The organism is Eubacterium sp. AF22-8LB (assembly GCF_003458715.1).
Taxonomy (GTDB): Bacteria; Bacillota_I; Bacilli_A; order Erysipelotrichales; family Erysipelotrichaceae; genus Holdemanella.
The window spans coordinates 36,503-52,129 of the sequence record NZ_QRVI01000017.1 but is presented as its reverse complement, the minus strand read 5'-3'; the positions used below and the strand labels follow the sequence as shown (position 1 = coordinate 52,129).

Genomic DNA, 15,627 nt, shown 5'->3' with positions numbered 1-15,627 from the left:
TTGTACCACTGGTGTAAATTTTCTCTTTTTGACTAGTCCTATTTATATGCTAACATCACTTGTATTTCTTTTACTATTGCACTTACTAAAGAATCAAATTCATTTGATTTACTCAAAATTTCAATTCTCAGTACACCACTAGACAGACCCAAATAATCTACAAGATACGTACGTTTTATGTAACAGCCATCCCCTTCCTCAACCACACATGCCTTATAAGAAAGTATCTCTACCTCTTTGTAGTCCAGATTTTCAAACTCAACATGAACAACCTCATCATAGGACATCGCATTATGTTCAATATAAGGAATCGTATCCACAAATACTACAATATCTGTATTCTCACCTAGAATGCGATACATCACACCTGAAGCAACCACTTTACTTTTATACAAAACAGGCTCATCATTCACAAGAAAATACGCATCCACATTCGGAAGAGTGAATGTACAAGCCAATCCCTGCACATTCAACTCTTTTCTTTTGGTATCAAGCACAATTATTCAACATCTAAAAGCTCAACAACTTTGAACTCTTTAATAATCGCTTCTGCCAATTCATCTGAAATATCATTATCATCATATTCATTGACTTCAATACAAACGATTCCATTTGGAAGATCTGGATGTTCAATATAATATTCTTTCTTTACGTCATCCTCATCCGATAAATCCGCAACTAAAGCTCTATAGCCACCGACTTTTGTCTCTTTATAGTCAGCTTGCCCATTCAAATCTTTTGTCGCAAGTTCCTCAATAGTATATCCATCACTCCATTCCGCAAAGGCATCATCTCCTACATATACTAAAAGAACCGGAAGATAATCATCATAAACTTCATATTTTGTGCTTCCAAGTGATAATTCCGTATTGTAAACAGGCTTTTCTAAACCCTTCACCAAATAGAAAGAATCCAAGTTTGGCAATTTAAAATTACAAGCTAGACCCTCCGATTCATACTCTTTTCTTTCGGCAAACTTCTGCTCTTCTTTCTTCTCTACCGTTTTTGTGCCATCCGTCTTTGTAGTTGTACCACCATCGCTACTACCACATGCAACTAGACTCAAACCCATACCAAGCACAAACAGACTTGTTAATAACTTATTATTTTTCATATTATGTTCTCCTATTATTATTTAATTTCTACCTTCAATTGCTGCAAAGCCGCCAATAATATATCTTCTAATCCTGTCGTATCATCCGAATTATCACGAAGTGTTACAGAACATGATAATATTACATTTTTATCGCCCACTGGATAATTTAACTTATACCTATACGTCGTATCATTGGCACTATTCCAATAATTGTGGTAGCTCATAGAACGATACCCAGAATATTCACCCAATGTATACTCTGTGAATGGCTCTTCTCCTTTACTTAAATGCTCGTTATGGAAGACGATAGCCTCTTCAACCGTATCACTTGAATCCGTACATATGTTTACGTATATTGAACGATCTGGATCTTTTCGACTTAATGTATAACCAATGTTTCCCTTATCTTGCTCACCCTTGATTGTGTCATACTTTTCACTAGGCGTATAGAACGAAGTCAAATCCCTAGGTAAAGTTAATTTTGCACGAGACGATTCACCAACGATTTCCTTACTGTTTTCATCCTTCTTCTCTTCTTTAACTTCCTTCTTTACTTCCTCTTTCTTTTCTTCCTTCACCTTTTCCAACTTCATATTTTTAACAATAGCCTTCGCAAAAGGTTCTAAATCAGAAGTATCCTTTTCTTTATCATTCTTCTGGTTGATTTCGATAGAAACGACTTTGTTGATATCCTCGACTGGATAATCTACATAATAGTGAAGTCTAGTATTTTCAATTGTACCAAGATTGATGGTATGACTATACGCATCAAAGCCCTCAAACGTACAAGGCTTATACTTTTTATCCTCGTCATTTTCACCATACATTGAATTCTGTAGATCCGCACTCTTTTCAGCTGAGCTAGACGACAACAATTTAATTTCAGCATTCAACTCATACTTATTTTCTTCATTTAAACACTTATAGATAATCGAACCATTATCCTTTAACATACTCTCCATTTTACCTACACCCTCTCTAGATGAAGTAAAATAAGGAGATAGATCTTCAACAATACTCAATTTAGCTGTTCGATCCTGCGTAACAATTTGTTTCTCTTCTTTTTTCTTTTCTGCTACCTTAGTCTCTTCTTTTTTAGACTCAGGCTTATCACTTGAACAAGCCACTAAACTCAGTCCCATACCCAAAACTAAGAAGCCGGTTAATAACTTATTCCCATTCATATTATTCTCCTATTAATTCAATCTTTAAATTATGTACCACATCCAGCAACAATGGCTCTAACAAGGAAGTATCGTCATCATTACGTAATTCTTCACGAATGGTTAGTACGACATCTTGACCATCCACTAGATAATCAAGCACATAATGATATTCAATCGATTTATCACTTGACACCACATACTTATATCCAGAATATTCACCTACAGTACATGGCTCATACATTTTTGATTCATCCTTACAAACCTTGTTGTGAGAAACGCTAGCAGCCTCTGCTGAATCCCAGCCATCCGTTCCAATTGAGAAATGAATGGTGAACGTACGATCTTTCGCATACAATGAATAACCAAGAACATTCGATTCTTCCATATAGCTATATCTAGAAATTTCTCTAGCAGGCATATGGAAAGAAGTCAAATCTTTAGGTAAAGTAACTCTTACCTTTTTATTCGCATAACTAATAATCGTACTATCCTTTTCTTTTTCTTCCTCAGCTGCCTTAGCCTTTTCTTCTTCCTTCTTCTCTTCTTTTACCTTTTCTTCTTTTTCTTCGATTGCCTTAGTCTCTTCTATTTTCTTTTCTTCTACCTTTTCTTCTGGCTCATTTGATGAACAAGCCACTAAACTAAGTCCCATACACAAAACCAAGAAGCCAGTTAATAACTTATTCTTTTTCACTCTTATCACCTACTCTTCCATACAAATTTCAACAACGATATTATCCAATACAGCAAGTGTTACCTCATCCAAATCATTGGCTTTTTCTTGTTCTACATAAATTTGTAAGACAACATTATCTTCACCAACCGGATAATCAATCAACATCTTAGAATAGGTTTTATCAGACGAATCATATACCGTCGTTTTCTTATAACCCGAATACTTACCAATCGTAAATGCCTTATATTGATCTGCTTCATCTTCAAAACCTGCATTCAAGACATCCGCCGTTTCCTTGGCCGCCTTACGATAATCACAATCAATTGAAATTCGCGTGATATACGTACGATCATCCGAATGTAAATCATATTTAAGAATACGACCACCCTCTAGCTTACCCGATATGTTTAAGCCTTCTTGTTTCGGTGTATAAACCGACAATAAATCTGGCATTGTCATCTTAATGAAATAGCCATTCATTTGTGCGACTCCAGTCATTTCGCCAATCTTTACCTTCTCTTCTTTTTTCACTTGTGAAGACCTTGGTTCTTCTGGCTTTTTTGCACAAGAAACCAGGCTTAAGCCTATACCTAGCGCAAGCAAGATCTTAGCTAGCTTATGATTCATAGGCTTACTCACATTTCTTCTTTTCAACTTTTACATTATCTAAAATTGCAGTAATAATAGCTTCTGTATCCGAATCATCCGCTTCCGCTTTTAGCTTTTCAACAACAACCTTAATTGTTCCTTTAAAACCATCTCGATCCAAATTGAAATACATATTGTACGTTACATAATCATCATAAGAATAATCTTGAATTTTATTTACGCCTGTATAGTTTCCAACCTGATAAGGCTTATAAAGCTTACTTTCATCTTCCTCACCTTTATTGAAGGTTTCAGCCACTTCATCCGCTGTCGCATCTGCATTAGCTTCAATAGCCGCAATCTTTTTCGTATCGGCTTCTTTATTTTCAAAGCTATAGCGAATAAAGGAATCATTGACAATCTCTCCTGTAACCTCTACACCATCAGCTGGCGTATAAATCTTTGTGAAATCTTGAGGCATTGTGATGATGATCTCATACTTCTTGTTGTAGTTTTTGCTTACCACAAAATCCGTTGTTTTCTCTTCTTTCTTTTCCTCTTTCTTTTCTTCCTTTTTAGCTTCAACAACCTTTGTATCTTCCTTTTTAGGCTCTGGATCATTCGATGAACAAGCAGCTAAACTCAAGCCCATTCCGATTACTAATAAGCTCTTCACAAATTTTGCGTTCATGACTATTTAACCTCAACTTTCATATTGTCTAAAACAGCCTTCATCGCTACTTCCATATCCGCTGTATCCGTATCATTGAATTGTTCTACCGTTACAGACATCACTACAGCAGAACCATCCACACTTTCAAAATCCAACAACAAGTTATCTTTACATTTGAAGCTAGGATTTTCACTTGTAGTCACTTTTATAAAGCCACTGAAATCACCCACCGTGCTAGGCTTATATTGTTTCGATTCATCATCCTTAAATCCTTCATTAATACGATTCGCATAGGCTTCTGCACTCTCAGCATTGATTGGATTTACATAAATAGCCATTTTAAAATCACCAAATTCATCTTCAAGCGTATATGAGATTTGTTGCTCATTTACTTCTGTTTTAACTTCTAAACCATCTCTACTTGGTGTATAGAATGAAGTAAGCTCAGGAATTGTGACTGTATATGTCTTACTCGAAATTTCTCTTACTAATACAGCATCTGTACTTTCTTCCTTTTTTTCCTCTTTCTTTTCTTCCTTCTTCTCTTCTTTCTTTTCAACAACCTTTGTATCTTCCTTTTTTTCTTCTGGCTTTTCACTTGAACATCCTGTCAATCCAAATACCATACTTAATGCGAATGCACTTACTAATAATTTTTTATTCATATTTATACTCCAATTCTAATTTGTCATGATCAAACAAATTTTTGATCTCTAATTTTTCATATAACGGCATTACTTTACAATACGATAAGACTTGTTGATTATAGTCATCATATCCATACACAAATCCATCTTCTTCCATACCTACACTAAACAATAGGCCAGAATGCGAATTCTCTTGATCCTGCATTGCATACAAACCATTCTCATCGATTTGAAGTGTTACACTCTCATTTGTATACGTACCCTCAAGACTTTTAAACGGCTGATTTCTCAATGCATCAAATAAATCAATCAACTGATCCTTTTCTGTCAATGCCTGACCAGCACGAAGGCTCTTTACTTTATCTAACCCATATAATGGTCCTTGGCTACAAACTCGATTAATTGGCAAACCATCCTCAATCGCAATCACTTCCACCAAACCATTTGTCGTAAGGGCAAATCCATAAGTAACGCCTGGACCAATTTCATATACATGAACCTGTTTATATTCATTGAAACATCCATGTACTTCATATGCTTTTTGTGTCCCTGCAAAATAGAGGGATAGCTTATTATTCTTTAATGTCATAGTCATCTGGTCAAACGTGGAAGAATCTTCTATCTTATAAGACTTCTTGCGACTTGGCCTATACGGAACCATCTTTGTTCCAGAACCAAAATTTGTGGCGACAGGAATCAATACATTCAATTTCCCTTTGTGGTAAAACACATCCAGATTTGAAGGCAACAAACCAATTGTTTGAGCTCTTAACTCCTTTACATTGTCATAATATTCATTGGCATATTCTTGATCAAAAGCCTGTGCAGCCCATGCCTTCGTATCCTTTTGATTGATTTTATATTTCTTATATAGCTTTTTATTCGAAACACGCTTCTTTGTTTTAAAATCAAAATGATATACTTTGTATCTAGGATCATCCGCTTCCACTTCTTCCTTGATGACTAAAGAAACCATTTTCTTGTTCCAATATTCTTTATAGCTAATACTTGTATCTGGTAATGTATACTTTTCTTCTTTTGCTTCATTTAAAGTATGAATCAAATCCTTGTATTCATTTTTTATAGTCTTATTCAACTTCTTTGCGGATTTTGAATCACAATGAATACGAGGCAAGGAAATGTCGTACTTACCAACATTTCCCCATGCATCCTGGTATTCTTCATGAATATTGTAGAGATCTGAAACATACACCTCTTCATTGGATTGTGATTTACAACCTGTAAACATTAGACTCAAACTAAGAAACACGATCGAACAAAGCTTAATCCAAATCATATCCAGCTAGAGCTTGATCGGCTGCATCTTTAAATTGCGTACGATCTCCAATAATAGTTGCCCCAAACGCATCCACTGTCGCTTTCGCTTTTTCTTCTAAATTTTCTCCATTCTTTTTGGCTTTCGCTAAATCCCACATACTCTTTGTTGCCTTAAATTGAGTTACAGACTTTTTAATGCCACTTCTAAATGAATCATCTAAGCCAAACAATTTATTTAGATAATCTACACATTGATGACAATCAGTTTCACTATCAAATGGAATATAGACATCATTTAAGCCTTTTGTATGTACGAAACCTAAGTGAACACACATTTTATCTTTATCCGAACCACTTGTTCTTGCGGGCATCCTTTCAGTTCTATAAAGCTGAAGATTTTCTAGACGGAATACACACGCATATGTTTTTGTATTAAACAAACCTCCACGAGCTTCAATAACCGCAATCAAACCTAGACTTGGTGCAATATAAATAGGGCGGAAAGCCTGCATCTTTTGATTTTTATCACGTGTTTTTTTCAAAGGTTCCATTAAATCTTGCCAAACCTTTGTACCCACCTCAGTTTGATGAATGTGGTCCTTGACATTATCTAAATCAGAATGAACATAGTCGTAATATTTTAATCCCTTTGCACGACAACCCTTTGTACAAATATAATTTCCATCCATTAATTTCTGTGATTGTAAAACATTAATTGTAGCACCACAAATTGCACATGTATTTGCCATATATGATTCCTCCTTTTCTGTGCATTATTATGATTCAAGCGCATTCTTTAATGCGTTTGCCGTCTGTAAAGATTCCTGATACTTTTCGTTTGACTGTACCATTACTTCTTTATCCTGCATTTCTGAAATGATCTTGACATCCTCTTTGGTAATTTTCAAAGAAATCATTTTGATGAATGGATGATTCGTTTGAATATTTACCTTGAATTGGTACGTAAATTCGTATCTTGCTGGTTTGTAGGAACATGTCTTCCCTTTCTTATTTGTGAAATGAAGTTCTCGCTTATTCTCTTCAATTTCTACCAAAACATTTTGAATGTCACTTAAGTCAAACACATCTGGATTTTCATCACTAAGCTTTGTTGCCTTTGTCACGACAAACCAGTTGTGCTTTCGATCAACCATTACCTTTGGATACTCACCAAACGTTTCAGCTGCCACAAACGCTTTGACTCTTTGTACGTTTTCTTCACGATAGGTTAGCTGCCCTTTGATCTGTGTTATTGTTGTGTTTTTGTAGTCTGTAAATAATGGTGACATTTTTTTCTTACAGTCATTACAGATCGTACCATCCGCACATTTATAACCTTCCATCAATGCCATCTTCTTTTTACACACATCACATTCCTTTTTAGAAAACAACCCCATTTCATTTTCCTCCTTTCTTCATTTGATTGACTTGTTTACTTGTGCTATATTGTATTTAGAAAGCACTTTCAAAACTTATGTAATCAACTTACATTTTCATTATAGAAAGTATTATAAAATTTACCCCACCCCAAAACTTAAAAAGGGTGGGAACTGCTGTAAATAAAGGGGAAAATCATGAAAAAAGTTATAAAATATTTATTAGTATTTGGTCTAAGCCTGTGCAATCTATATGGGTGTTCATCAAAATCTTTACTCGATAAAGATAACCCCGTGACCCTGACAATGTGGCATGTTTATGGAGAACAAGTCAATTCTCCAATGAATCAATTGATTGCTGAATTCAATGAAACTGAAGGCAAGGACAAGGGCATCATAATTAATGTCACAAAAATAACCAATGCGAGTAAAATTGGTTCTGAGCTTGAAGAAAGTTTATCTAAAGAACCAGGTGCAGATCCAATGCCAGATCTTTATACAGGACATATTCATAATGCCAAACAGGTAGGCTTAGATAAGAGTGTTGTATGGAATGATGTATTTACAGAGAAGGAAATTTCAAATTTTGTTGATGAGTTTTTAGATGCTGGAATGCTAGAGGATAAGCTTGTGGATCTTCCATTATCAAAATCAACAATCGTTTTATTTATGAATGGTACACAATTTGAAAAGTTTTCTAACGATACCGCTGTTTCATTAAATGATTTTGACACTTGGAATCAAACGTTTGATGTAGCCGAAAAATATTATGAATGGTCAAATGGAAAGCCGTTATTATGCTTTGATTATCTATTAAATTCCATTGAATCTTATGCGATCGCATTAGGTTCTAAACATATGTTTAATGAGAATGGCTGGTATAATACGGACGATAAAGAATTTCAAGAAGCCTTTAGAACCTTTCTAGAACCATTGATCAAAGGCCATATTTCTGCTTCAGATTTCTATTCAAGCACAGAACTTACAACCGGAGAAACACTCATTGGTGTATCCAGCAGTGCAGCCTATCTCTATTTAAATGACATCGTTACATATCCAGATAATACAACGGAACCATTAAATGCGATTGCCCTGCCTTATCCAAAGGCCGATAAAGACCATGCCCTCATGACACAAGCTGGTGTTGGATTATGTGCCTATAAGACTACAGAACAAAAACAAGAAGCCGCTAGTGTCTTTGCACATTGGCTTGTGGAGCCAAAACGAAACATGGACTTTGTGATCCAAGCAGGTTACATGCCAGTCACAAAAAAAGCATTTAAAAACTTAAAAAATGAAAAGTTTGAAGATGAAGAAACACAATCTTTATACAATACACTCACCGAAATGAAATCCGACTATACCGTTATTTCTAGAGAGGTTCCAAATGCGATTTCTAGAAAGGCCTATGCATTTTATGATCAAGTAAGAAGCCATCAACCAGAATGGCAAGCACGAGCTGCTGCTGGTGAAGATATTGATGAAATTGTAGATGAAGCAATGAATATTTTAAAAAGTCTTTCTTGAGGTTAGCCTATGCAATTAAGTTTTAAATCAAAAGAAAGATCCATGAAACGAAAGCTTTTCGTATATATGTTCTTTCTAGTGACTACCATCAGTATTACTTTATTGATGGGACTCTTCCTATTTGGAAGACTTGGAACGACCGAACAAGATTTTCATAAAGATCTAACAACACAAAGTGAATACTTCACAAAGAATATGGAAAATTATTGGGATGACTTGGCCTCTATAAATATCGCATTGGCTGATAATATGGAAGCTATATTAGAAACAACCCTAGCGAATCAAGGATTAACCTTTCAACAGTTGCAGGACAATCCCAATGCCATCTATTCTTTAGAAAATGATATGATTCAGCCTTTAGAACAATATCTTGAACGATCTAATTGTTCAGGAGCTTATGTACAACTAGATACGACAATCAATTCCACTTTGGATAATGCGCAGACACAACGAAGTGGTGTGTATCTTCAAAAAACGACAATGTCCTATTCAAAGGAAGACTTAATTTTGTATCGTGGCATCGCAAATATAGGAAAAAAGCATGGCATCATGCCACATCGTAAATGGAGACAGGAATTTGATATTACACTTGTACCCGATTATGAAGAATTAAAAAAAGGGAACTTTGATTATTCCCTATCAAATATTATTCAATTGCCATACACAGGTGAAAGAATCGCCCTATTACGTGTTCCTTTAGTTGGAAAGGATGGTACCTTCTATGGTCTTTGTGGTTTTGAAATTTCACAAAGCTGGTTTAAATTTGCGCATACCCAGCCCTCAACTCTCAACCATTTAACGTGTCTTTTAGTGCCAGACTCCGATTCAATCATCACAAATGAAGGCTTTAGTACGGGAAGCCAAAACGGATTCTATTATATGCCAAATGGAGATCTTTCCATTAAGCCTATTGGCAATAATTTATTAAGAATCACAAGTAAGGATCGTAATTATATTGGAGTTAAGAACACTATCAAAATTTCTAAGAATCAAACCTATTCGACATATGTTATGATTTTGGATTCTGACTACAATCGAGCCATCGCAAAAAGTAATATTGAATTATTCTTCTTTACCATTGTCCTATTATTATTTGTATTTTTAGGATGCTCTTTCTTCAGTCAAAGATACCTGTCCCCAATTCTAAAAGGATTAGAACAGCTGCGTAAAGACAATAAAAACAGTATGCGCTATGATGTACAAGAAATTGATGATCTTTTGGATTTCTTATCTTCAAAAGACTATGAAGTTGAAAATAAAATGTTGACGCTTGAGCTAGAAATGCAGGAAAATCGCAAGAAGCTGCAACTGATTGAAAATGAACATGAAGCCATTCAAAAGGAATATGACAGAGCTAAAAAAGAAGTGGAGCGGTTAACGACAAAACGTATCGATGATATTGATGAGGATGAATATAAACGTTTCTTAGAATGTCTTGCGACTTTAACACGTAAAGAAAAAGAGATTCTAGAGTTATACGTGAAGGGATATTCCAGCAAGGATATTCTAGATACATTAAGTATTACAGATAATACATTAAAGTATCACAATCGAAATATATATAGTAAGCTTGGTGTAAAATCTAGAAAACAATTATTGATGTATATGACAATTTTGAAGAACAATAAGTCTTAAAACCACAAAAGGAACCGATATATGGTTCCTTTTTATGAATATATAAAACTGGATAGGGATAAATCAACCTTTAAAAGTCATAGGGATTTTAGCTCTGAGAAAGAGATATCCTTTAAACACTTTTAGGGTGAACTTTTCCTATCTTTTTGTTACAGTATTTTTAGAAGGGATTGGACGTAAATAAAAAAGGTAGAAATCCTTCACCGACCATACCCGTCCTTTTAGACAATATTATGATACTGAAAATTATCAACGACTTCAACTTGATTTTGAATAAAGATGATTATCGAGCATTTATTGCTTCGATTGATCTGCTTTCTTTACATTGTCCTGTTTGTGGTGTCGTTGGGCTTTTTATATTATATGAACACTACAAAAAATTTGTGATCATTGATGATATTTCCAATGGTGATTGTAAGATTCAAATTCCTGTTCAACGTATCCAATGTACTCAATGTAAATCCACTCATGCCTTGCTTCCAACTCATTTTGTTCACCGTTATGGTCTACATCTTGTTCTATATTTTTACTGAAATCAAAAAAAAGCAGAGCCTGCTCCACTCAAACTCTGCCTCTCACTTTTTTCTTTTTATACTGCCGCTATTCTTCTACTTCTCTCTCATAAACAATCTCACCGCCAAGAACTGTCATATCCACTTTCGTTGTCTTGATTTCATCCGGGTCGATCTCATAGATATTCTTCTCGAGAACTACGAAGTCCGCATTTTTTCCCACTTCGATGGTTCCGTTCTCGTCTTCTGTATAGGAAGCGTAAGCTGCGTTTTTTGTAAAAAGCTTCACCGCTTCGTCTACGGATATTTTTTCGGATGGGATCCAGCCTTCCTGTGGCTGACCGCTTATATTTTTGCGGGTAACTGCAAAATAAATATTCTCCATTGCATCAAAGCTTACCACAGGAGCATCCGAGCCGCCGGACGTATGGATTCCCATATCCAGCATACTCTTCCATGCATACACCTTATCCATACGTTGTGCGCCGATGGCAGGTTCCACTGTGTTCATATCCAGATCGATAAATACCGGCTGGATATATGCCAGCAAATCCTGGTCTTTCATCCCCTGCAAAATACGCGGATTGGTGATCTGGCAATGCACGATACCATGTCTGCCCTTTTTGTTATCCTTCCGGTAAGGAGATTTCGCAACTGCCTCAATGACCATATCCATGGCACGATCGCCTATACAGTGTACCGCCGCCTGCATCTGATGCCGGTCAAAAAAAGCAAACAGATCGTCAAGCTCATTCTGACTGAATGTGATGATCCCGGTATTTTCCGGCGAATCCTCGTAAGGCTCATTCATGGCCGCTGTTCTTGCACCAAGGGAACCATCCTGGATCAGCTTCATCGGTCCAACAGTAAAGTAATCTCCCCTCTGCCTGGTACGATATCCTTCCTCGATAAAAGCCTTCGCATCCTCCGCCCGCTCAAAAAGGCACTGCTCATAATGGCGAATACTCAGCTCTCCTCTGGCATCCAGTGCCTTGTAGGAGGCCATGATCCGACGCCAGTTTTTTCCCGGAAGGGAGGCAAGATCATCGGACTGTACACCTGTAAATCCACATTCATTCAGCTTCTTCGCACTGTATCTGATGTAGCCTTCCACTTCTTCCTGGGATGGTGCTTCCAATACGGAAGAATAAAACTGTACTGCATTCTCCTTCAGAAGTCCGGTATCCAGATCAACCTCCTTCTCAATCTCCGGAAACTCCGGGATTTTTTTCAGAAGCTCCAGACCACAGCTGTTGCACACAGCCACATGCCCGCAGACACGCACCATAATGATGGGGATTTCCGTTGAGAGTGCATCCAGCTCATCCTTATGCGGATAGCGCGGCTTATCAAAATGCTCCTCATTCCAACCTCTGCAGTAGAGCCAGGTCAGCTTCTGACCTTTACTCTCCTCCAGTCTTTTTTTTGCTGCAGCAAGCATTTCCTCAACACTTATGCAGTCAAACAGTTTCACAGATCTTTCCACAAATGCATAATGCAGCATATGCATATGTGTATCCACAAAACCGGGCAGCATCAGCCTTCCCTTAAGGTCAATCCGTTTTTTGCAGGAAAAAGCTTCCGCTTCTTTATCAGTTCCCACAAAAACGATCCGGCCATTTTCAATTCCCACAGCCTCTGCCACTTTTTCACTGTTATCCAGTGTTCTTATACATCCGTTAAAAAAAATCGTATCCACTGTTTATTTTTCCTCTTTTTCTTTTTTATCCTCGTAGAAAAGTGCCATATCCTTGTCTACTTTTCCGATTCCCATGTAACGCGCCTTATAATCCTTCAGCAGCTTAAAGAAGGTACCACTTAAGATAAATAATGTGGCAACATTTACAAATGTAGGGAATACGGTTGTAAAGTCTGCAATTACCCACAGCTGTGCCGGTGTTCCGTTTCCGTAAATAGTAAGCACTGTGACCAGAAGACCCCATAATGGCGTTCCAAGGATAAAAACCTTCTCTGCGATCTTCAGAACCTTCTGATTGTTTTTCAGCCAGTGCTTCAGGATCACACTGTAATAGGTGAACCATCCGGTTGATGTTGTCAGTCCGAAAAGGAAAATACTGATTGCAATCAGTGCTCTCGCAACAGAGCCCATTCCGGACTCAAATGCTGTCAGTGTCAGCTCTGATCCCTGAAGTCCTGAATTCCAGTAGCCTGTGATGATAACAACAAGACCTGTCATGGAGCAGACTACGATGGTGTCTGCAAATACCTCAAATGCTCCCATCAGTCCCTGTTTAACAGGATGGTCTGTTTTTGCGGAAGCATGGATCATAGGTGAGGTTCCCCAGCCTGCCTCGTTGCTGTATACAGAACGAGCAAATCCAAGACGCATAGCTGTTGCAACACCGGCTCCCATAAATCCGCCGACTGCTGCCTGTGTTGTAAATGCACCCTTAAAGATCAGTCCAAAGGTTTCCGGCAGCTTATCAAAATTCACTACCAGTATTGCAAGAGATCCTACAATGTAAAGCATGCACATGATCGGTGTCATATAGGAAGAGATCACACCGACTTTCTTTACACCGCCAATGATGATCAGGTAGATTGCTGCCACATACAGAAGTGACGGCACGATGTACGGCAGGTGGAAGGTACTTCCGACAGCCTCTGATACTGTATAATTCTGTAAGGTGATGAACCATGTCATAAAAATACAGCCGCCGAACAGTACTGCAAAAAGTTTCCAGAAGGGAAGCTTTTTCTCGTCGCCAAGACCCTTCTGCATGTAGTAGGTTGGGCCTCCCTGGTACTCACCGTTTGGCTGTTTTTCTCTGTAGTACACAGCAAGTGTTACCTCTGCCATCTTGATGACCATAGCAAGAAGCGCTGCGATCCAGAGCCAGAATAATGCACCAGGTCCTCCTGTTGCAATGGCTGTTGCAACACCGGACATATTGGATACTCCAACGGTACCGCCGATCGCAATGGAAATAGCCTGGAACGGTGTCAGACTCTTTCCGTCGTCTCCGCCTTCCTGACGGCGTTCTTTACTGAACATGTTTTTCACAATGTAACCAAAATGGCGGAACTGGAAGAAACCGGAACGTACTGTCAGATATACACCTGTAGCGAGAATCGTGATCAGCAGTGGCAGTCCCCAGAGCCAGTTGGTCAGATTTTCAAATAATTCAAACATCTTTTCCTCTCCTATCCTTTTTATTGTTTTTCTTTTGCATACATTCGGAAAATCCGCGTATAGTCCGCGTATAGAATATAAAAAAAACCAGAACATGAAGTCAGATACGGATACCCGGTGTTCTCGACATACAGCTCTTCTGCCATATATCTGCGAGCCCCGTTTCTGTCCTCTTTGTACTTCATGCTCTGGGGATCTTACATTTCAATCCACTAATCTTCCAAACGGGCACAGTATATCACAGTTCCGAAGGAATTGCTACTTTTCCCGTTTGAATTTTGTATTTTTATTGTACGTAACGCTTTAAATAATTTTCATCTAAAACCAAGATTTTATGATATACCATAGTGATGACATTCTCTTCGCGTAAGCCTCGCAAGATACGATTCACACTGTTTCTTGTCGATACACCACAGAAACCTGCAATATCATCATTTGTGATTTGTAAATCAATAAAAATACCCTTCTTTACTTTTCTTCCAAATAACGGAATCAAACTATATACGAAAGCACAAACAGCTCCATTTTTACCATTCATCGTCATAGTTTGTTGGCGAATAATAGCTTCCTTTAATTTCGTACGATAATATGTATCAACATAATTTTTGAAATCTGAATTATACTTAACCTCATTAAAAAATAATTCTCTTGGAACACGACAGAATGTAGCCGTATCACTTTCTATACGAACTCGAAATTGAGAAGTCGTAAACTCATTGATTTCATCTTTCAATAGTGAAATTACATCAAAATCTTTTATGTAAGTAATATTAAATTCTCGCCCATCACACAAAATAACACTTACTTTAATAATCCCCTCTTTTAATACATACATATATTCTTGATCATGTCCATCTATCATTAAATATGTATGTTTCTTTTTTGTGATTGAAGGCATATTTTTTTCTTCTAGAAAATGTAAAATGCACTCACTCATATATAACCCTTTCTTAATCAGCGCCTATTATACCATAGTCGCATAGCCATTTTATGTAACATTTGTTATAATTGACACATGACAATCAATCGTTACAAAAATAATATAACATACTTTAAGTAAACCCATTCACTTTCAACCAAGAAAAGACTTTCCAAAGGAAAGTCACACGTCTAAATGACGTGCCCGGTTCGTTTCCAGTCGTCCGGTAACATTTCAATATCCACTCCATCTTTCTGAATTATTCGGTATCCCGATCCATTCAGTCTTTATCGATGGAGTTTTTATTGTATGCTTTTTTATAAATACTTCAGAATTTCATCCATGATCTATGTATCTATCATCCAGTAAGATATCATAAA

The 15,627-nt window shown here is 37.1% G+C and carries 16 protein-coding genes; 3 read left to right on the top strand and 13 right to left on the bottom strand.

Going from position 1 to position 15,627, the window contains the following annotated elements:
- Nucleotides 1–38: 38 nt before the first annotated feature.
- From DWY01_RS07730 to DWY01_RS07685, 10 genes are read right to left on the bottom strand one after another with little or no spacing between them, the layout of a single operon-like run.
- Entirely contained in the window at nucleotides 39–497 is a 459-nt protein-coding gene (locus tag DWY01_RS07730; RefSeq protein ID WP_117995569.1) for a hypothetical protein, read from the bottom strand.
- Between the two features lie 2 nt (nucleotides 498–499).
- Nucleotides 500–1,114, bottom strand: coding sequence for a hypothetical protein (locus DWY01_RS07725; RefSeq protein WP_117995568.1), 615 nt, complete (start codon nucleotides 1,112–1,114; stop codon nucleotides 500–502).
- Nucleotides 1,115–1,131: 17 nt separating this feature from the next.
- On the bottom strand, nucleotides 1,132–2,280 hold the full coding sequence (locus DWY01_RS07720; protein ID WP_117995567.1) for a hypothetical protein: 1,149 nt from the start codon (nucleotides 2,278–2,280) through the stop codon (nucleotides 1,132–1,134).
- Nucleotide 2,281: 1 nt separating this feature from the next.
- Nucleotides 2,282–2,956, bottom strand: coding sequence for a hypothetical protein (locus DWY01_RS07715; RefSeq protein WP_117995566.1), 675 nt, complete (start codon nucleotides 2,954–2,956; stop codon nucleotides 2,282–2,284).
- Between the two features lie 9 nt (nucleotides 2,957–2,965).
- Entirely contained in the window at nucleotides 2,966–3,565 is a 600-nt protein-coding gene (locus tag DWY01_RS07710) for a hypothetical protein (RefSeq protein ID WP_199519921.1), read from the bottom strand.
- Between the two features lie 4 nt (nucleotides 3,566–3,569).
- The gene (locus tag DWY01_RS07705; protein WP_117995564.1) at nucleotides 3,570–4,217 is read right to left on the bottom strand and encodes a hypothetical protein; all 648 of its coding nucleotides are present in this window, start codon (nucleotides 4,215–4,217) and stop codon (nucleotides 3,570–3,572) included.
- A 2-nt stretch (nucleotides 4,218–4,219) separates the two neighbouring features.
- Complete coding sequence (locus DWY01_RS07700; protein ID WP_117995563.1) at nucleotides 4,220–4,864, bottom strand: hypothetical protein; 645 nt, start codon at nucleotides 4,862–4,864, stop codon at nucleotides 4,220–4,222.
- Nucleotides 4,857–6,095 carry a hypothetical protein gene (locus DWY01_RS07695; RefSeq protein WP_147332171.1) on the bottom strand — a complete coding sequence of 413 codons (1,239 nt, stop codon included), beginning with the start codon at nucleotides 6,093–6,095 and terminating at the stop codon, nucleotides 4,857–4,859. The genes DWY01_RS07700 and DWY01_RS07695 overlap by 8 nt, the downstream gene beginning before the upstream one ends.
- A 34-nt stretch (nucleotides 6,096–6,129) precedes the next feature.
- Nucleotides 6,130–6,873 (bottom strand): hypothetical protein, encoded by a 744-nt coding sequence (locus DWY01_RS07690; RefSeq protein ID WP_117995561.1) that lies wholly within the window; start codon nucleotides 6,871–6,873, stop codon nucleotides 6,130–6,132.
- A gap of 27 nt (nucleotides 6,874–6,900) precedes the next feature.
- The gene (locus tag DWY01_RS07685) at nucleotides 6,901–7,521 is read right to left on the bottom strand and encodes a DUF4428 domain-containing protein (protein WP_117995560.1); all 621 of its coding nucleotides are present in this window, start codon (nucleotides 7,519–7,521) and stop codon (nucleotides 6,901–6,903) included.
- 177 nt (nucleotides 7,522–7,698) lie between these two features.
- Here DWY01_RS07685 and DWY01_RS07680 point away from each other — a divergent pair, with 177 nt between their 5' ends.
- The 3 genes from DWY01_RS07680 to DWY01_RS07670 all read left to right on the top strand — a co-directional run bounded on the left by DWY01_RS07680 (nucleotide 7,699) and on the right by DWY01_RS07670 (nucleotide 11,195).
- Entirely contained in the window at nucleotides 7,699–9,027 is a 1,329-nt protein-coding gene (locus DWY01_RS07680; RefSeq protein WP_117995559.1) for an ABC transporter substrate-binding protein, read from the top strand.
- A gap of 9 nt (nucleotides 9,028–9,036) precedes the next feature.
- Nucleotides 9,037–10,662 (top strand): LuxR C-terminal-related transcriptional regulator, encoded by a 1,626-nt coding sequence (locus DWY01_RS07675; RefSeq protein ID WP_117995558.1) that lies wholly within the window; start codon nucleotides 9,037–9,039, stop codon nucleotides 10,660–10,662.
- 233 nt (nucleotides 10,663–10,895) lie between these two features.
- A complete protein-coding gene (locus DWY01_RS07670) occupies nucleotides 10,896–11,195 on the top strand; it encodes a hypothetical protein (protein ID WP_199519920.1) in 300 nt (99 codons plus the stop codon).
- Between the two features lie 67 nt (nucleotides 11,196–11,262).
- On the opposite strand, the gene DWY01_RS07665 is transcribed toward DWY01_RS07670, so the two are convergent.
- From DWY01_RS07665 to DWY01_RS07650, 3 genes are all read right to left on the bottom strand, one after another.
- A complete protein-coding gene (locus DWY01_RS07665; protein WP_117995557.1) occupies nucleotides 11,263–12,873 on the bottom strand; it encodes an amidohydrolase in 1,611 nt (536 codons plus the stop codon).
- A gap of 3 nt (nucleotides 12,874–12,876) precedes the next feature.
- Complete coding sequence (locus tag DWY01_RS07660; protein ID WP_117995556.1) at nucleotides 12,877–14,328, bottom strand: sodium:alanine symporter family protein; 1,452 nt, start codon at nucleotides 14,326–14,328, stop codon at nucleotides 12,877–12,879.
- Between the two features lie 286 nt (nucleotides 14,329–14,614).
- On the bottom strand, nucleotides 14,615–15,226 hold the full coding sequence (locus tag DWY01_RS07650) for a Crp/Fnr family transcriptional regulator (protein WP_243001990.1): 612 nt from the start codon (nucleotides 15,224–15,226) through the stop codon (nucleotides 14,615–14,617).
- Nucleotides 15,227–15,627: the final 401 nt, after the last annotated feature.